General features: G+C 50.2%; 19 protein-coding genes. 9 read left to right on the top strand and 10 right to left on the bottom strand.

What is annotated here, in order from left to right; all coding sequences use genetic code 11:
* Nucleotides 1-3 precede the first annotated feature (3 nt).
* The 3 genes from LVQ76_RS13165 (at nucleotide 4) to LVQ76_RS13155 (ending at nucleotide 3768) form a co-directional block, all read left to right on the top strand.
* Nucleotides 4-2457, top strand: a complete 2454-nt coding sequence (locus LVQ76_RS13165) for a fimbria/pilus outer membrane usher protein (protein ID WP_232921818.1) — start codon at nucleotides 4-6, stop codon at nucleotides 2455-2457.
* On the top strand, nucleotides 2448-3401 hold the full coding sequence (locus tag LVQ76_RS13160) for a fimbrial protein (RefSeq protein WP_232921817.1): 954 nt from the start codon (nucleotides 2448-2450) through the stop codon (nucleotides 3399-3401). The genes LVQ76_RS13165 and LVQ76_RS13160 overlap by 10 nt, the downstream gene beginning before the upstream one ends.
* A 103-nt stretch (nucleotides 3402-3504) precedes the next feature.
* The gene (locus LVQ76_RS13155; RefSeq protein ID WP_232904938.1) at nucleotides 3505-3768 is read left to right on the top strand and encodes a hypothetical protein; all 264 of its coding nucleotides are present in this window, start codon (nucleotides 3505-3507) and stop codon (nucleotides 3766-3768) included.
* Between the two features lie 44 nt (nucleotides 3769-3812).
* On the opposite strand, the gene LVQ76_RS13150 is transcribed toward LVQ76_RS13155, so the two are convergent.
* Both LVQ76_RS13150 and LVQ76_RS13145 read right to left on the bottom strand, forming a co-directional pair.
* Nucleotides 3813-5204 carry a M24 family metallopeptidase gene (locus LVQ76_RS13150; RefSeq protein ID WP_232921816.1) on the bottom strand — a complete coding sequence of 464 codons (1392 nt, stop codon included), beginning with the start codon at nucleotides 5202-5204 and terminating at the stop codon, nucleotides 3813-3815.
* A gap of 63 nt (nucleotides 5205-5267) precedes the next feature.
* Nucleotides 5268-6317 (bottom strand): AI-2E family transporter, encoded by a 1050-nt coding sequence (locus LVQ76_RS13145; RefSeq protein ID WP_151993814.1) that lies wholly within the window; start codon nucleotides 6315-6317, stop codon nucleotides 5268-5270.
* Between the two features lie 142 nt (nucleotides 6318-6459).
* On the opposite strand from LVQ76_RS13145, the gene LVQ76_RS13140 reads away from it, so the two are divergent.
* Entirely contained in the window at nucleotides 6460-7686 is a 1227-nt protein-coding gene (locus LVQ76_RS13140; protein ID WP_232921815.1) for an MFS transporter, read from the top strand.
* Here LVQ76_RS13140 and LVQ76_RS13135 read toward each other — a convergent pair whose 3' ends face one another.
* Together LVQ76_RS13135 and LVQ76_RS13130 are read right to left on the bottom strand one after the other, a co-directional pair.
* The gene (locus LVQ76_RS13135; RefSeq protein ID WP_134185860.1) at nucleotides 7687-8244 is read right to left on the bottom strand and encodes a DcrB family lipoprotein; all 558 of its coding nucleotides are present in this window, start codon (nucleotides 8242-8244) and stop codon (nucleotides 7687-7689) included.
* A gap of 72 nt (nucleotides 8245-8316) precedes the next feature.
* Entirely contained in the window at nucleotides 8317-8982 is a 666-nt protein-coding gene (locus tag LVQ76_RS13130) for a 7-cyano-7-deazaguanine/7-aminomethyl-7-deazaguanine transporter (protein ID WP_151993812.1), read from the bottom strand.
* 175 nt (nucleotides 8983-9157) lie between these two features.
* Here LVQ76_RS13130 and tusA point away from each other — a divergent pair, with 175 nt between their 5' ends.
* From tusA to LVQ76_RS13110, 4 genes are all read left to right on the top strand, one after another.
* The gene (gene tusA / locus LVQ76_RS13125) at nucleotides 9158-9403 is read left to right on the top strand and encodes a sulfurtransferase TusA (RefSeq protein WP_064514924.1); all 246 of its coding nucleotides are present in this window, start codon (nucleotides 9158-9160) and stop codon (nucleotides 9401-9403) included.
* Nucleotides 9404-9601: 198 nt separating this feature from the next.
* Complete coding sequence (locus LVQ76_RS13120; RefSeq protein ID WP_232863908.1) at nucleotides 9602-10585, top strand: TRAP transporter substrate-binding protein; 984 nt, start codon at nucleotides 9602-9604, stop codon at nucleotides 10583-10585.
* Nucleotides 10586-10619: 34 nt separating this feature from the next.
* Nucleotides 10620-11129, top strand: coding sequence for a TRAP transporter small permease (locus tag LVQ76_RS13115; protein ID WP_151993810.1), 510 nt, complete (start codon nucleotides 10620-10622; stop codon nucleotides 11127-11129).
* A 14-nt stretch (nucleotides 11130-11143) separates the two neighbouring features.
* Entirely contained in the window at nucleotides 11144-12433 is a 1290-nt protein-coding gene (locus LVQ76_RS13110; protein ID WP_154151010.1) for a TRAP transporter large permease, read from the top strand.
* Between the two features lie 37 nt (nucleotides 12434-12470).
* On the opposite strand, the gene LVQ76_RS13105 is transcribed toward LVQ76_RS13110, so the two are convergent.
* The 4 genes from LVQ76_RS13105 to LVQ76_RS13090 form a co-directional block, all read right to left on the bottom strand.
* Nucleotides 12471-12881: a helix-turn-helix domain-containing protein gene (locus tag LVQ76_RS13105; protein WP_232863907.1), complete on the bottom strand. Its 411-nt coding sequence runs from the start codon at nucleotides 12879-12881 to the stop codon at nucleotides 12471-12473.
* Nucleotides 12878-13189, bottom strand: coding sequence for a type II toxin-antitoxin system HigB family toxin (locus LVQ76_RS13100; RefSeq protein ID WP_232904935.1), 312 nt, complete (start codon nucleotides 13187-13189; stop codon nucleotides 12878-12880). Before LVQ76_RS13100 ends, LVQ76_RS13105 begins: the two co-directional genes overlap by 4 nt.
* 143 nt (nucleotides 13190-13332) lie before the next feature.
* Nucleotides 13333-15540, bottom strand: coding sequence for a Zn(II)/Cd(II)/Pb(II) translocating P-type ATPase ZntA (gene zntA, locus LVQ76_RS13095; RefSeq protein ID WP_232921814.1), 2208 nt, complete (start codon nucleotides 15538-15540; stop codon nucleotides 13333-13335).
* Between the two features lie 106 nt (nucleotides 15541-15646).
* Complete coding sequence (locus LVQ76_RS13090) at nucleotides 15647-16273, bottom strand: lysoplasmalogenase (protein ID WP_064514650.1); 627 nt, start codon at nucleotides 16271-16273, stop codon at nucleotides 15647-15649.
* A 136-nt stretch (nucleotides 16274-16409) separates the two neighbouring features.
* On the opposite strand from LVQ76_RS13090, the gene LVQ76_RS13085 reads away from it, so the two are divergent.
* Complete coding sequence (locus LVQ76_RS13085) at nucleotides 16410-16766, top strand: DUF2500 domain-containing protein (RefSeq protein ID WP_232921813.1); 357 nt, start codon at nucleotides 16410-16412, stop codon at nucleotides 16764-16766.
* Nucleotides 16767-16904: 138 nt separating this feature from the next.
* Here LVQ76_RS13085 and LVQ76_RS13080 read toward each other — a convergent pair whose 3' ends face one another.
* On the bottom strand, nucleotides 16905-17174 hold the full coding sequence (locus LVQ76_RS13080) for a DUF1145 family protein (RefSeq protein WP_064561314.1): 270 nt from the start codon (nucleotides 17172-17174) through the stop codon (nucleotides 16905-16907).
* Complete coding sequence (rsmD, locus tag LVQ76_RS13075; protein ID WP_232921812.1) at nucleotides 17168-17761, bottom strand: 16S rRNA (guanine(966)-N(2))-methyltransferase; 594 nt, start codon at nucleotides 17759-17761, stop codon at nucleotides 17168-17170. Before rsmD ends, LVQ76_RS13080 begins: the two co-directional genes overlap by 7 nt.
* Nucleotides 17762-17871: the final 110 nt, after the last annotated feature.

Genomic DNA, 17871 nt, shown 5'->3' with positions numbered 1-17871 from the left:
AAGATGGATCTCTATAAGAAAAAAGTCATCACTCCATTTTTAGTATTGGCAAATATTTCATTTCTGCCAATGAGTGTTAATGCAGAGGATGATATTCGTTATACGTTTAATAATGCTATTTTGATGGGAAATGCTAAGAGCAACGATCTTAGTGCTTTCGATATAAAATCATTGCCACCAGGGCGTTATAGCGTTGATGTTTATGTCAATGAACATTGGCGTGGTCGCCACGATGTGATTTTTAATAAAACCCAAGCTGGTGACTTAGCAACCTGTCATTCCGCTTACTTTCTCGAGTCTGTTGGAGTTAACACTCTACGGATGAATAAATCTCTGGCGGAGGAAAAAAATTACTGTGGCACGATTAATAAATGGGATGTTTACGGTAATGCGGTAGAAACCTTTAATGCCGGATTGTTGGAATTACGGATGAGTGTTCCACAAGCATATCTGGATAATACCGATAGCAACTATGTGCAGCCTGAGCAGTGGCAGAAGGGTATTCCGGCAATTAATCTCGGTTATATGGCTGATTACTACTCGATGCAGCAACGTGGCGATAGTCGCTCCAGTTCGGATAGTGCCTGGCTCGGGCTTGATGTAAGAGCTTCTGCATCGGGTTGGCTGCTTGAACATTTTGGTAGCCTCGACTGGAACAACGACAGTGGAAAGCATTATTCCAGCAACCGGACTACCTTAAAAAAGCCATTGATTGGCTGGAAGTCCATGTTCAGTGCCGGGCAATTTTATACTGATAGCCAGCTGTTTGATGGTTTAAGCATTTTGGGCGCATCGCTTGAATCACAGGATCAAATGCACCCGGATAACACCTTGAGCTGGGCGCCAAATATCAGGGGGATAGCGGAAACGAACGCACGTGTCACCGTGACACAGGATGGAAGAGTTATTCATCAAACATCCGTACCGGCAGGACCTTTCTCAATCGAATCTATTTTACCGGCAAATACGGGCGGAGATTTGCTGGTCACTATTCAGGAATCTGACGGGCGTATTCGGCGTTTCTCCGTTCCTTATTCATCAGTGCCACAATTATTAAAACCGGGCGTGAGCCGCTATAACATTTCGCTTGGGAAAGTTGATGAGCAAGATAGCAATGAATCTCCCTTTGCTGCACAGGCTACGTGGCAGTACGGCCTAAACAATTATGTGTCACTCTATTCTGGTGCTACCGGATTTGACCATTACCAGTCGGCGTTAGTGGGCGCTGGGTTGAATACCTTTTTTGGCGCTTTCGCTCTCGACATTACACAGTCACGCTTTAATTTCGATAATCAGGAAAACCACGGGCAAGGATACCGCCTGACCTACAACCGAACCCTACCATTGTCGCAAACCTCATTTTGGCTGGAGGGAAAATTCAATGCGAAAAACTTCTTTGGGCAGCGTGATGCTTTTGAACAGCAAGACAGTGGTTCGGAATACGCAGTATTACGCGAAAAACAGTCCTGGTCATTAAGCCTGAGTCAGCCTTTTCAGGATGGATGGGGGTCATTAAATATCTCTGGTTCGATCAATAAATACTGGGAACAGCAGGATAGTTATCGACAATATTCTGTGGGCTATAGCAATAACTGGGGCAATTTAAACTGGACGCTTTCAGTACAGCGTTTATGGAATGAAGATGAATATGGTGGCGTAACGAAAGATGATCAGGTTGCGCTGAACTTTAGTTATTCACTCCCGCGTTCAGACTCTGGATACACACAAATATATTCAGACAGCTACAGCAGTAATGGTAAAGCCAGCAATACGCGTATGGGCTTCTCAACCTCAGTTGATGAAGAAAATAATATGATGCTAGGCCTTAATGCAGCCTATGGCCGTGGCGGAGATATGGACTGGGGAATGAATGGAACTTACCGTTCACCTTACAGCACTCTGAGCACGACATTAAGCCAGGGTAATGACTGGCATCAGGCTAGTGCGGGGATGAGTGGTTCAATGATTGCTCACCATAAAGGGGTGACCTTCTCCCCAGAACGAAGCGATACGGTAGCACTGGTTTACGCCGCAGATGCAAAAGGTGCGCGTTTAGATGGAGCGCCAGGAACCCGTTTTGACTCAAATGGTTATGCAGTTATGCCGTGGTTGCGCGCCTGGCGTGTTAACGATGTGGTGATTAACCCAAAAGGCGCGGATGACTCCGTCACTTTCCAGCAAACACAAAGAAAAGTTGTGCCCTTTGAGGGCAGTGTTGTTCACGTTGCTTTTGACACAAAGATAAATAAACAGACCATTATTCATCCCAAACTGCGCAACCAACAGACTTTACCTTTTGGCGCGGTTATCAAAGACCAGGAAAATAACCATATTGGTTATGTCGGTCAGGGTGGGCTTCTCTATATTGACCAAACCCAATCACCTACGGTGAGTGTTTCGTCAGAAAATGGAGTCTGCACAATTGATATTAAAAGCCAGGAGGCAATATGTCGTTAGTTCGTGCAGGGTTACCACTGCTGATACTCCTGGCGGTAAGTTTTAATTCCCAGGCTACTTGTATTGTTAAATCACAAAAAATTACTTTATCGCCGGAAACGGTAACCAACAGAAATAATCATGCTTTAGGCTCAGTGCTAAAAAAGAGTTCATTTGCTGTGCAGCTTCCACCTTCTCCTGAGTGTGATGAGCTTATTAAATTTAGCGCGGATGTACCTGGTGGAGCGTCGAAGATGAAAACTCCCGGAGTTTTTCAAACCAATGCAAAAGGTGTTGGTATGAAAATGACTTTGGTCACTTCAAGTGGGCGCGAAATAGCCTGGCCTTCTAAATTTTCTGCAAGCATGTCTGAATTGTCTGGGGCCAGGATCAATATGGAGTTGATTAAGGCTGATGATGGAATATCGGCCAGAGGGGGCTCAGAAGGTATGAGTTTTGAAATAAATAACCTACTTCAGAGTTCACCGCTGATAGATATTTATATCCCGGCCAGTTTTGTCACTATTCTGAATAGCTCATGCAAAATTTATGGTGAGAAAACACGCAATATTACGCTGCCAGGCGTTGTTCTGGACCAGTTCAAATCTCCTGGTTCGGTGGCAGGTAAAACCCCTTTTGATATTCATTTATCTTGTGCAACCGATGATAAAACGCCCTCTGCAGTTTTCTTGAAATGGAATGGGCAATTCGGCAAAAACTCGGGTTCTGACGGAGTGTTAAGCAATTCAGTGGCAGGACGTTCTTCTGCTAAGGGGATAGGAGTGCAAGTGCTCGGTGACGATCATCAGCCGCTTAATTTTCATGAAATGAAAAAGGTGGAATTGAGAAGCTCCAAATCCGACAAATATTCCGTTCGATTTTATTCACAGTATTACCAGATAGATGAACAGGTACAACCGGGGAAAATCCACGCCAGCCTGTATTTCAATATTGATTACCAATAAATAAGTGAGACGAAATATGCATGCAACTCTTGTTAAGACCAGAGATCAGATATGGGTATCACACAATAATCAATTTGGTCATCAATATCTCACGGCATATGCTGTGTTCGAGCGAGATATTGCCGGGCAAATGACCATAGAACTGGTCATTAATACACAGCGAGGTTCTCAGCGCACCCGGCAGAAAATGTTTGTTTCCTATCAGGCTGGCTGCCCATACCCCCTGACGCAACTTTTCTTTACCCTGCAATCAGGTGAATTTGCCCAATTACATATTGCTGTCAGAAGCCCGGAAGGGCATGTCGTTGAGTATCACTGGACACCTGAACTTGTTCACCAGGTTCAATGCCCGAGTAAACAAGACTAGATAACTCCTGCGCGCGGAAGATATCCGGCGCAGGAAGATAAATATTATTGGCAAATTAGCGCCAAATCTTTATTCAGCAAATAGGGCCGCAAATATCCCACGGTGTTAGAGAGCGGCAGCACATCTTCATGTAAGTGAATATTCAGTACGTCGCGGATGTAATTTCTGCGTGCGCTGATGCGCTGCCATAATTCCGGGTAAAGCGTGGCGAGTTTCTGGCGTAAAGGTTCATCGGCCAGCGCCACGGTGTCTTCAATACTCGCTCCCGCGTAACCTTTACGTGATGGAATGATGTCGATTTGTAGCAGCATCCCACTGGATAAAGGGATATCTGACGCAGGGTAAATCGGCGAGCAAAGCCACTCTTCGTCAGCAACTAAGTGGCCGGGGTTGAGGTGCCAGTGGTATTCGGTTTTAGGCAAAACTCGCTCAATCAAGTCGTAGACTTCATGGCCCTTCACACCGACGCGCATATTCTCAAGCCAGGCGACGACCGCGCGATAATACGGGATGGCGACCACATCGAGATAATCACTGACCTCATCATGAAGTTCATCGGCCTGGCTGACGACGTATGCCGCACGGCTGGTTAAACCGCCCTTATAACTGACAGTCAATGAAAACTTGTCGCCTTTTTGGATCTGCTTATCCGATGGGTACAGGTTGGCATTTTCAAAACGATCGCCCGTAGCAGCAATGGTTACGACGTTATTGGCTTGCCCATCGGCGGCAAGCAGGGCTGCAATCGACTTTTCCGTTTTACCTAATTCAATTGCATTCAGTGCGCTAAGCGCCGCGCTTGAAGCCAGGTTTGCACCGTATTCATAGTGCGCAATTTCATTGGCGTTATTGGTTGTCCTTGCTCCCTGGCGCGGCGAAATAAACAGATCTGTGGCGTTGAGTAATTCACACGCTGGAGTCAGCGCACTTTGAAGCGCCAGGAAAATAAAGGTCGGTATATCAAACAGAGACTTATTGTTGCCGTTGATGCCAGTGAAAAGCTTCCAGCCCGCAATACCAACACGCTTTTGCCCACGAAGCCCGGCTTGTTGCAACACTTCGCTTAGCGAAAGTGTGGTGTCCATCGGCTGGTTTGGCAGCGAAAACCACGGCGCATGTACCACACTTGCAGGAATTCTGGAGTGCTGTGCGAGTTTGAGGTTTTCATTACCAAGAACCAGCACTGCCTCACCGCTTTTATGTAGAACCAGCAAGCCTTCTTCAAAGCGTGGGATGAAACCAGTCAAATATTCAAAATTCCCGCCATGCTCTTTATCGGCATAAACGACGAGCGAATCCAGATTTTGTTGCGCCATTCCCTGCAAAACTTTGCGCAAACGCTCCTCAATAGTCTGGTTGTTTAGCACCACGCTTGGGGTGTTCAGGTAAATTGCTGGCTGCTCAATGGCGGCAAGTGTGATTGTTGGCTGCGGCATGGGTGAGTCACTCCTTTTCTTTTCCCGGGTGAACATTAACTTATCACCCGGGAAATTAAGAACCTATCCCGGCAACCGACTTTTTGGGCGTCCTTGCCCAAGCAACACTGCAAGTTTGGCGCCGCCCTGAGTGGTTTCCATCAGTATTTTACATACGCTGGTAAGCGGCACTGACAGGAGCATACCCACTGGGCCGAGCAGCCAGCCCCAGAACAACAATGACAGAAACACCACGAAGGTCGACATTCCAAGGCCGCGTCCCATCATGCGTGGTTCAAGGATATTCCCAAGCAGCATATGCACCGCAAGGAACAGCACGCCAACCAAAATCATTTCGTAAGTGCCGTTAAACAAGAACGCCTGAATCATTGGTGGAATAGCGGAAATGACCGAACCGATATTGGGGATGTAATTGAGCAAGAATCCCAACACGCCCCACATCAACGCAAATTGCACGCCCAGCAGTTCGAGGCCAAGCCAGATAATCAACCCGGTCCACAGGCTGATGAGCGTTTTAAGCGCCAGATAATGCGTCACGCCTTTGAGTGCGCGGTGCAGGCTGGCGATATGAATTTTCGGGTTGGAAAGGGCGAAGCGCAGTTTGTACGGAACGTGGCGCACCTCGAAGAGCATAAATACCACGGTCATCACCAACAGCAGAATACTGGCCATTGCACCGGAAAGTCCGGTCATTAACGTGGTGGCGTAAGACATCACTTTCTCAGAGTCCATACGCTGCAACATGCGCTCCGGCGATAATCGCAGGTGCATAAACGGCAGCATTTTTTCGAGCTCAAACACTTTCTGTGTCAGCATCTTATTGTATTTGGGCAGCATATCGACGAATTCAGACATGGATGCCGCCAGCACACCCACCAGTATCGTCAGCACAACCAACATCGCAAATACGACTATCGAGATAGCCAGCGGACGGTTCACTCCCCGGCGGATAAACCAAGTCACTAACGGGTTAAGCACAATGGCAAAAAAGAGTGCCAATAATAGCTGGACGATAATGTCTGCCGCAGCATGGATCCCGGCAAGAATAATCACCAGCGCTGAAAGCTTTATTAGAATATGTAGCCCGGTTTTATCGGGTTCTGGAGAGAGCATGAAAAAATCCTGAAAAGGAGGGATTCTCTAAGTGTAGCGCTTCGTTTATTTCGCACCCGCAGGGCGAGTCTGAAAGTCTGTTGCTGAAATGTGAATCTCGACGTGTATATACTGGGGAACGCTGTTTTAAAAGTGAATGCCCATGCCTGACCTCACTCCCGCCCCCGCATTAAGCAGTTTCCGACTCAATCTACAGATTGTCTCTGTAGTGATGTTCAACTTTGCCAGCTACATGACTATCGGCCTGCCACTGGCTGTTTTGCCGGGGTACGTTCATGACGTGATGGGCTACAGCGCGTTTTGGGCCGGGCTTGTGATAAGCCTGCAATATTTCGCCACGTTACTCAGCCGCCCACATGCCGGGCGTTACGCAGATATTCTTGGCCCTAAAAAAATTGTCATCTTTGGTTTATGCGGCTGCTTCCTGAGCGGAGCGAGCTATATGATGGCGGCGTTTGGTAGCGCCTGGCCGTTGGTGAGTCTGGTGTTGCTGTGTATGGGGCGCGTCATTTTAGGGATTGGGCAAAGTTTTGCAGGAACCGGTTCAACGCTTTGGGGCGTGGGTGTCGTCGGGTCGCTGCATATCGGGCGGGTGATCTCCTGGAATGGCATTGTGACCTATGGCGCGATGGCGATGGGCGCACCGTTGGGCGTGCTGTTTTATCATCTAGGCGGGCTAAAACTGTTAGCCGGAATTATTATGGCAGTGGCACTGGTGGCAGTGTTGTTGGCACTTCCACGCCCGGCGGTGAAAGCCAGTAAAGGCAAGCCGCTGCCGTTTCGCGCGGTGCTGGGGCGCGTCTGGCCGTATGGTATGGCGCTCGCACTCGCGTCTGCCGGTTTTGGCGTGATCGCAACGTTCATCACACTGTTTTACGACGCTAAAGGCTGGGATGGTGCTGCATTCGCATTAACACTCTTTAGCTGTGCGTTTGTTGGCACTCGCTTACTTTTCCCGAATGGTATTAACCGGCTTGGCGGCTTGAATGTGGCGATGATTTGCTTCTCAGTCGAGATTATCGGTTTGCTGCTGGTAGGCTTTGCGGGCGAACCCTGGATGGCAAAAGTGGGGACTTTCCTGACGGGCGCGGGCTTCTCTTTGGTGTTCCCGGCGCTGGGCGTGGTGGCGGTGAAAATGGTGCCGCAACAAAACCAGGGAAGTGCGCTTGCGACCTACACAGTGTTTATGGATTTATCGCTGGGGATTACCGGGCCATTAGCTGGGTTTGTGATGGCTTATGCGGGGGTTTCGGTGATTTATCTGGCGGCGGCGGTGCTGGTTTGCATTGCGCTGCTGATGGCCTGGCAGTTAAAAAAACGGCCCCCGGTTGAGCAACCGGAGGCCGTGCCATCATCACAGCAACAATAGTTATTTGATGGTGATGGTATTAATAATGTTCTCAGCGGCAGTTTGCGCCAGTTGCTGGTTATCCGCAGGCAGCGTTATCTGCATAGTTAACAGTTGGTTATCTACTTTACCCAGGATGACAGATGAGTAAGCTGTCTGGCCTTTTGCAGAGATAATACTGTCAAGCTGTTGCAGCGTGTGGCCTTTAATCTCAATGGATTTATTGGTCACGACTTGCAGCTGTGGGTCACGAGCACGTTGTTGTTCTTCAAGGCGTTTTGTCAAAGCTGCCAAATCGTCAGGCGTATTGTCACCGACAATCACAATGACCGCTTTCTGTCCTGTAGCATCAGAATATACGTGCATGTTGTTTGCCTGAGTGCCCAATTTACCGCTCTGGTCGGTCATATCGGCGGGGAGTGCAAAGCTAATTTTCCCGTCCAGCAGGCTAACCGGCTGGCCAGCAGCGCTGCTTTCCGCCGCTGCATCCGTTTTGGCCGTTTTGCTATCACTGTTATCGCAAGCGGCCAGGCCTAATACCAGCAGGCCAATACCGACATATTTTACCAGGTTACCCATGACTTCTTCCTTTACGTTAGCAAGCCTTTGCGGCCGATCTCATCATCTTATCACAAGATAATTCAACCACCGTCAACCCGGCTGTAACGCCGAACTTTCAGACTTATCTGCCAGACGTTTCAACAACATATTCAGCAAAACGCCGTACATCGGCAGGAAGAATACAATGCTGATTAACACTTTAAAGCAGTAATCTACGATGGCGATTTCGACCCAATGCTGCGCCATAAAGGCATCCGGGCTGCGCCAGAAAGCAATAAAGAAGAAGGAAAGCGTGTCGCTGATATTACCGAAGAGCGTGGATGCCGTTGGCGCAAGCCACCAGTACTGGCTTTGGCGCAGGCGGTTAAATACATGCACATCCAGAATTTGCCCCAACGCGTACGCCATAAAGCTTGCAACAGCGATACGGGCGACGAACAGGTTGAAGTGCAGCAATGCTTCGAACCCTTGCCAGGTTCCCATGTAAAACAGTGCAGAAATGGCGTACGAAATAATCAGTGCGGGCAGCATCACGGCAAAAATAATGCGGCGTGCCAGAGGTGCACCAAAAATGCGTACCGTCAGGTCGGTTGCGAGGAAGATAAACGGAAAGCTAAACGCACCCCAGGTGGTATGGAAACCAAAAACCGAGACCGGTAATTGCACCAGATAGTTACTGGAAGTGATCACCAGCAAATGGAATAGCGATAGCCAAAACAGCGCTTTAGTGCGCTGAGTAGAATTGAACTGCGTCATTTTGTAGCCTTTTTAGTGGTGGGGTGAGGGAACCCAATACGCTTTTTAAAGCGGGGGCGATGATACTGCTTTAACCCCGCTTTGCAATGGTTAATTTTAACGCAATCGTTCACGTGACTTGCACGAGAATCTTCCCGGCGTAAACTATCGCGGTTTGTTAATTGCGAGCTTTCTCATGACCGATCTTTTTTCTAATCCTGACCACACTCTTGATGCCCTGGGCCTGCGCTGCCCGGAACCCGTCATGATGGTACGCAAAACAGTGCGTAATATGCAGGCTGGCGAAACCCTGCTGGTGATTGCTGATGACCCAGCAACCACGCGTGATATTCCAGGATTTTGCATTTTCATGGAACACGAACTGCTTGCCAAACAAGTGGAATCATTGCCTTACCAATACCTGTTGCGTAAAGGCCAGTAACGCCGCGCAAGCCCTTTGCTCTCCGCTTTGGGCTTCTGAACCCTCTTTGCATCTACTCTGAACCCCAATTTCATTTTTTGTCGCTTTTTGTGAAGTGCTTCACCCATGCTTTTCTCCACGTAGTCTAATTTTTAAACGACAAATTAAAACATTGTTTTACTTCCTACCTCATATTTCTACCTCTGCTGGAGCGACACAATGAAGAAGACCTTTCTGCCTGCTTTTGCTGGTTTATGTCTGTCTACCGCGTCAGTTCTGTTTGCTCAAACTGCACTCGCACAAGTGATTAAAGCCGCTGACGTTCACCCGGAAGGCTATCCGAACGTGGTCGCGGTCCAGCACATGGGCGAAAAACTTAAGCAAGAAACCAACGGTGATTTAGAGATTAAAGTGTTCCCAAGTGGCGTTCTTGGGGATGAAAAACAGATGATCGAACAGGCGCAAATGGGTGCGATCGATATGATCCGTGTTTCGATGGCGCCGGTTGCTGCGATCCTGCCAGATGTTGAAGTCTTTACCCTGCCGTACGTATTCCGCGACGAAGACCATATGCACAAAGTGATCGACGGTGATTTAGGTAAAGAGATTGGCGACAAGCTGACGAATAACCCGAAATCTCGTCTGGTATTCCTCGGCTGGATGGACTCCGGCACACGTAACCTGATTACCAAAAACCCGGTTGTGAAACCTGAAGATCTTAAGGGGATGAAAATCCGCGTTCAGGGTAGCCCGGTCGCACTGGCAACGCTTAAAGACATGGGCGCAAACTCGGTCGCGATGGGGGTGAGCGAAGTGTATAGCGGCATGCAAACCGGCGTTATCGACGGCGCTGAAAACAACCCGCCAACTTTTATCGCCCATAACTACATGCCGGTCGCTAAGAACTACACGCTGAGCGGCCACTTCATCACGCCAGAAATGCTGCTTTATTCCAAAGTGAAGTGGGACAAACTGACGCCTGACCAGCAGCAAAAAGTCCTGAAACTGGCACGTGATGCGCAAATGGAACAGCGCGAATTGTGGAATGCTTACAACAAACAAGCGCTGGAAAAAATGAAAGCCGGTGGTGTTCAGTTCCACGAAATCGACAAAGCCTGGTTTGTGAAAGCGACTGAGCCGGTGCGTAAAGAGTACGGCGATAAACATCAGGATCTGATGAAAGCTATCGCAGACGTTCAGTAACTATTGTCGCTAACGCATTCGTGGAGGGCATCTTATGTCCCAACGCTACTCAGACTTGATGGATAAAGTTTATTTGCTGGCGATGGTTATTGCCGGGCTGTCTCTTTTGGTGATGACCATCATTATTCCGATTGGGATTTTCTCACGTTATGTCCTCAATCGTGGGGAATCCTGGCCGGAACCCGTGGCGATAATCTGCATGGTGACCTTCACGTTCATCGGCGCGGCGGTGAGTTACCGCGCCGGTTCGCACATAGCGGTGAATATGCTGACAGATCGCCTGCCGTCTGCATTGCAGACGTTCTGTACCCGTGTCGTCGACTTGTTGATGCTGGTCATTTCACTGGTGATTTTCTATTACAGCTTCTACCTGTGCGCCGATTTATGGGAACAACCTGTTGCCGAATTCCCGCTACTCACTTCCGGTCAAACCTATCTTCCGCTGCCCGTAGGCGCGATTTTAATGATTCTGTTTGTTGTCGAGCGACTGCTGTACGGCTCTCAAGAGAACCGCCCAATAGTGCTGCTGGGTAATCACGGTTAAGACCAGGGGATAACATGGACGCATTTATTTTATTAGCAACACTCGCGGTGCTGCTTGCAGTGGGAATGCCCGTGGCCTTTGCCGTTGGGCTAAGCGCCATTGTGGGAGCGTTATGGATAGATTTGCCGCTGGAAGCGATCATGATTCAAATCACCAGCGGGGTGAATAAATTTACCCTGCTGGCAATCCCGTTCTTCATTCTGGCCGGGGCGATTATGGCGGAAGGGGGAATCGCTCGTCGTCTGGTCAATTTTGCCTATATTTTCGTTGGGTTTATTCGCGGCGGCTTGTCGCTGGTGAATATCGTGGCGTCCACTTTCTTTGGGGCGATTTCCGGATCGTCCGTGGCGGATACGGCATCCATCGGCAGCGTGATGATCCCGGAAATGGAGAAAAAGGGTTATCCACGGGAATATGCAGCGGCGGTAACGGCGAGTGGATCGGTGCAGGCGATTTTGATCCCGCCAAGCCATAACTCGGTGATTTACTCCCTGGCGGCGGGCGGTACGGTTTCCATTGCCACGCTGTTTATTGCCGGGATTTTGCCAGGTTTATTGCTGGGTTTCTGCCTGATGGTGATGTGTCTCGGGTTTGCTCATAAGCGCGGTTACCCGAAAGGTGAACGCATTCCCTTCAAGCAGGCGTTGAAAATTTTCTTCGATGCGCTGTGGGGTTTGATGACGGTGGTCATTATTCTCGGCGGGATTTTGACCGGGGTCTTTACCGCAACTGAATCGGCGGCAGTCGCCTGTGTGTGGGCGTTCTTCGTGACCATGTTTATCTACCGTGACTACAAGTGGAACGAGCTGCCAAAGCTGATGTTCCGTACTGTAAAAACAGTCTCTATCGTCATGATTTTGATTGGTTTTGCGTCAGCGTTCGGCGCAGTCATGACTTACATGCAACTGCCATCACGCATCACTGAGTTCTTCACTTCGCTGTCTGACAATAAGTACGTCATTCTGATGTACCTCAACGTCATGCTGCTGTTGATTGGCACGCTGATGGACATGGCGCCGATTATCCTGATCCTCACGCCGGTACTGTTGCCGGTGACGAATTCGCTGGGTATCGACCCGGTGCATTTCGGCATGATCATGATGGTGAACCTCGGGATTGGCTTAATTACGCCGCCGGTTGGTTCGGTGCTTTTTGTCGCCAGTGCGGTGAGCAAACAGAAAATCGAAGTGGTGGTTCGTGCCATGTTGCCGTTCTACGGCGTATTGCTGGTGGTGCTGGCGATGGTGACCTACATTCCGGCAGTTTCATTGTGGCTGCCGCATGTATTGGGCATGACGAGTTGAGAGGACTATCTAACCCTCATTTCTGATGGGGTGAGGGTTAGATAAACAGTGCCGGAGAAATACCAAAGCGCAGGGACAGCTTTCTGATGTGCTCAATTGTAAGCTGGCGCTCGCCACTCAGTACGCGTGATACCATTGATTTGCTGCCAATTTCTTGTTGGAAATCGCTTTGATTCAACTCATATTGATCCATCAACGTTCTCAGTACCGCAACGCCGGGCGGCAGCGCATTCATCTGTTCACGAAAGGCGATAGTTTCCGGAAGGGTATTTTCATACTCAGAAATCTTCAGGCTCACTAAATCCAGCAGCGGGTTGGTCGGCTCATTGACCAACAAGTATTCCACCAGTTCCAGTGCTTCCAGATACTCTTTCTCACCCGTGTTACCCGCAAGAAACGGCACGGCAGTTTTCAGCGCTTCGGCGGCTTTCAGTGCATCTGCAATCATCTCTTCTTTCCCCGATGGGTTTCGGTAAATCTCATGTAATCCGCATGCGTCATGATGTCGCGAACATAGAATTTCTGGCTTTCAAAAAATATCAGCGCGAGTAGCCGCAACTCGTTGCGAGCAATATTGATGACATAGTGCTTATCGAGATACTTAAAATTATCAAGTGTTGGATAGACTTTCCTGAGTGATTCGGGTGTTGGGAAATGTCCTTTTTCGATAACCCGGGCCAGAATGAGAAGTTCTTGAGCGTGTTGGGGATATTTTTCGCTGGCTTCACTCAATGCTCTTAGAGAGATTAAATGCATACTTCGTCCTGAAGTTGACTATCTGGCAACCAATATAACCAGGGAGTTGCCAATACGTCAACTCCCTGGAGCCGAATACCAGTGTTTCAGATTTCTCAGTTTTCTACAGCTGCAAAGCCAATACCGTCGAGGATGCTCGCAATTTATTTTTTCCGCAGCAGTCGCAGAGCATTCGCGGTAACCAATGCAGTGGCACCCGAATCAGCCAACACCGCAAGCCACAGGCCGGTGATACCCAACAGCGTTGTCACCAGGAAAATCCCCTTCAACCCCAACGCGATAGTAATGTTCTGGCGAATATTATTATGTGTTGCTCGCGCCAGTCCTATCATGTTGGCAAGCTCCGTCAGGCGGTTGTGCGTCAGTGCAGCATCGGCGGTTTCGAGTGCTACATCGGTGCCGCTGCCCATGGCGATGCCGATAGTTGCAGCCTTCATTGCCGGAGCGTCGTTGATGCCGTCGCCAACCATCGCCAGCGGCGCACGGGCGTTGAGTTCATTCACCGCACTGACTTTGTCGGCAGGCAGCAGGCTTGCGCGATAATCCATTCCTAATTCCTGCGCGATGGCTGCTGCTGCGCATGGGTTATCACCCGTTAACATCACGCTCTGAACACCGAGGTTGTGCAGTGCCGCAACCGCCATTTTTGCATCGCTGCGCAAGGTATCGCGTAATGCCAGAACGCCAAGTAACTTGCCTTCTTGTAACAGTGCAACCACCGTCTGGCCTTCGGCTTCAAGCTGAGTGATTCGCTGCTGCCAGGCCGCATCCAGCACAGTATTCGCGAGCTTACCCGGTGCGCTTAATAACAACGTTTCGCCATTAATTGTGGCTTCCACACCAATACCTGCCAGCGCCCGGTGTGCACTGGTGTCGGGCAATTCCAGATTGCGGTTTTGCGCTTCACGCACAATCGCCTGGGCAAGCGGGTGCGACGAGCCAAACTCCACGGCAGCAGCCAGTGCCAGCAGGTCGTTTTCGCTAAGTTCACCATTGACTTCAATGGTGGTGACTTGCGGTTTACCTGCGGTCAACGTGCCGGTCTTATCAAACGCGATATGTTGGATTTTTCCGAGGCGTTCGAGAGCTGCACCGCCTTTAATTAACGCGCCACGGCGAGCTGCCGCAGCAAGTCCGGAGGTAATTGCTGCGGGGGTAGAAATCACCAGCGCGCACGGGCAACCAATCAGCAACAGCGCCAGCCCTTTGTAAATCCACTCGCCCCAGCTTTGCCCGAACAACAATGGTGGAATAACCGCTGCGAGCAGGGCGATTGCCATAATAATCGGCGTGTAAATGCGGCTGAAACGGTCAATAAAGCGCTCAATCGGCGCGCGGCGTTCATCGGCTTCTTCAATTAAACGCAGAATGCGGTCAATTGCGCTGTCGCCCGGTTCGGAAATGACTTCGAGCTGCACCAGTCTGTCGACGCTGGTGCTTCCTGCCGGGACTTTCTCATCTTGCTGGCGTTCAACCGGAATGGACTCGCCGGTTAATGCGCTTTCATCGAAACTGGCAAAAGGTGTTAGCAAGCGGCCATCAGCAGGCAAACGCCCGCCCGCCGCTACTTCTATGACATCGCCCGGACGTAAATCAGAGAGCGCGATGCTTTCGCGTTCACCGTTACGAATACGAGTCGCGACTTCTGGTTTCAGCGCCATCAGTGCGCTCACACCACGGCGCGCGCGGCTGGCGGCGTAGGACTCCAGGCGTTCACCAATTAAGAACAGCAGTAATACCATCGCGGCTTCTGCGGTCGCGCCGATAAACAGTGCGCCAATCGCGGCAACACTCATCAACGTTTCGATGGCAAACCAGTTGCCGCTGCGCATCAGGCGCACGGCCTGGCGTGCGATCGGCCACAGGCCAACCAACGTGGTGGCGATGAATGCTATGTTGCCGAACGGATGGTTAAACTGCTCAAGCCTCCAGCTCAGCGCCATCATGGCTATCAGTAAGATGAGCGGTAAATTCTCGCGCCATGAAGAGGTTTTGGGGGCTGGAGCAGTGCTGTTACGCAAAGTATATCCCGCAGCTTTGACCGCTTTTTCAACATCAAGTCGGACATCTCTTTCGGCGCTGACCAGCAGCTTTTCTGTGGAAAACAGCACCTTTACATGTTGCACATCGGCAACCTGTTTTACGGCATTTTCAACTTTGCGGGCGCAGGCAGCACAGTCCATGCCGTTGACAACCCAGCTATAACGCTCGCCGGTTTCAGGCCGCATTTGCGTTTCAGGCGCGACATTGGCGTCACTACAGCAATCATTACCATGGCATGCGTCTGTTTTTATCGGCAATGGGCTGAGCTTTGCCTTCGCAAATTGTGGTGTTTTTGGGGAGTTGAGCATGCGCCCTCCTGGGTAATGATAATGTTCTCATTACGCATGTTACTCTCTGGAGTTGACTCCAGAGTCAAGAGGGAAATTTGAGGGGCGGTAAAAACCGCCCGCGAGGTCAAATATACAGAGCGCGGACAATCATAAAGTGCCCGGCAAAATAGCAGGCTGCGGCGATGGCGCTATCGCCTGTGAAGCGGCGGCGGTAATGGCTACCCAGCCAGACTATATTGCCCAACAGCAGCAGCGTTGCGCCAATAAAGCCTGAGAAACTCGGGCGTGTTGGCAAGAAGAAATAGAGCTCACCGGCCAGCCACACCATCACCAGCGTCATGCCGATAAACGTCAGAATCGGCCAACGGAATGTTTCAAGGCGCGTCCAGATGACGGCGGTCAGTAGTGCACCAATAACCAGCAGAACCAGAGGTAAAGGCCAGAAGAAACTGAACGTCATTTGGCTGGCGAAATAGAGGGTATACAGCAGGTGCGACAGGAAAAATGCCCCGATGGCGTACAACATGCGCTGGGTTGGAAGCAGGGTGAGAGCGTCACCGAGCAGCGTTGCCGCAAGCCCCGCGAGGATCAAATAGCCTGTTGCGTTGAACATCGGCGCTTGCCAGGCCAGCAGTAATAACAGCAGAAGGGTGACGGGTTTGAACACCCAGCGTTGCCAGGTTGGCCCACGATAGGAGGCATCAACGTACAGCCAACCGGAGAAGAATACGGCGATGAATGACCAAAGCATGGCATGTCCTTAGGGCATTAAATTAAAATTGAAAGCACGACGTTACTTATCTCAGTCTAGTGGTCAATGTCGGTGGGTGACAATGCCACGACGTGCAGGGTATTCTTAAAAGTGCCTGACAAATCGAGATAAATCCATGAGTAAAATGCCCCTTTTCTTCATTGCTGTTGTTGCGATTATCGTCGTGGCAGCATCGTTCCGCTTTGTGCAACAGCGCCGTCAGAATGCGGAAAATGATGCCGCGCCCGTGATGGAAAGAAGTGTGCGGGTGGCGACGAAACGTGAAATGCCCACCACCGATCGTCGATCACGACAACGCCAGGTTACACCTGTCGAAGATACAATGCGTTATCAGGTTTGGTTTCGCCCACAAAGTGGCGGAATGGAGCTAAAAATGCGCGTGACGGCAGAGCAGTATCACTCGATGAGCGTTGGTGATGCAGGAACTTTGCAGTACAAGGGGACGCGCTTTGTGGGCTTCATCCCCGACTAATAACAGGCTATTTTATTTGCCATTTTTGACCAGGGCAGTGCTCGGAATCCTCACGTACTGCGTGTACGCTCCGGTTCCTCCGCGCTGTCCGTGTCCAAACTGGCTGCAACAATTACGCCTGGTGGCACCGCATTATGATTATTTACCCTGACGGAGCTTCTTCTGCCAGACCAGCAGTTCAAATACCCCAAAGATAAAAATCTTAATCTGCTGAGCGCGACTGAGCGGTGGGCTGCCTTTTGGCTGAGTCGATTTCAGCAACGCTAACTGCATACCGTGCATCAGCACGGTGAAGATCAGCGCGACGTTAATGAAAATATTCAGCGGGCGTGGGAACGGATGGACAATATTTAGTAACAAAAATGCCCAGACGCCGAGCATCAGCAATCGGCCTATGTTAATCAGCATGACTCTGCTCCTTGAATTTCACGGCTATACAAACGATACGCGACCTGTCCCGCGACTTTTTCACGATGCAAAGACCAGCTTACGGGCACCGTTGGCGTTCCGTTTTCCACTTCGCTTTCAACGTAGATCAGCGCTTCATCTGCCAGCCAACCGTTGCTTTCCAGCAGCGCGAGTGTGTCGTCCAGCAACCCCTTACGGAACGGTGGATCAACAAACACAATGCTATGTGGCTCGCCGGGCTGTGCCAGGAAATTAAGCGTGTTGGTGTTCACGACTTTTCCGTTGGTCGCTTTCAGCGTGGCGAGATTTTTTTGCAACTGCTGTGAAACATTGCGATCCATCTCCAGCAATGTGGCACGGCTCGCGTATCGTGACAAGGCTTCAAGCCCCAATGCACCGCTTCCTGCAAAGCAATCCAGCACGGTGGCATCGACCATGGTGGGTGCCAGCCAGTTAAACAGGGTTTCACGAACCCGATCTGTGGTAGGACGCAGGCCAGGGCTGTCTGGTACGGGCAGTTTGCGGCCGCGCCATTGGCCTCCAATAATACGGATCTGGCCGGTGCCAGTAGATTGCGGTTTTTTCATGAGACTCACTGCGATGCAATTTCTTGCCGTCTAGTGTAACGGTGTGTGTAAGGCGGGGAAAGTGATAGACTAAGGCATTCATTAGATAATTATTTTCAGTGCCCGTGGCA

The organism is Buttiauxella cochleicola, assembly GCF_021283185.1.
Classification (GTDB): domain Bacteria; phylum Pseudomonadota; class Gammaproteobacteria; order Enterobacterales; family Enterobacteriaceae; genus Buttiauxella; species Buttiauxella massiliensis.
This window is presented reverse-complemented; position numbering and strand designations above follow the sequence as displayed.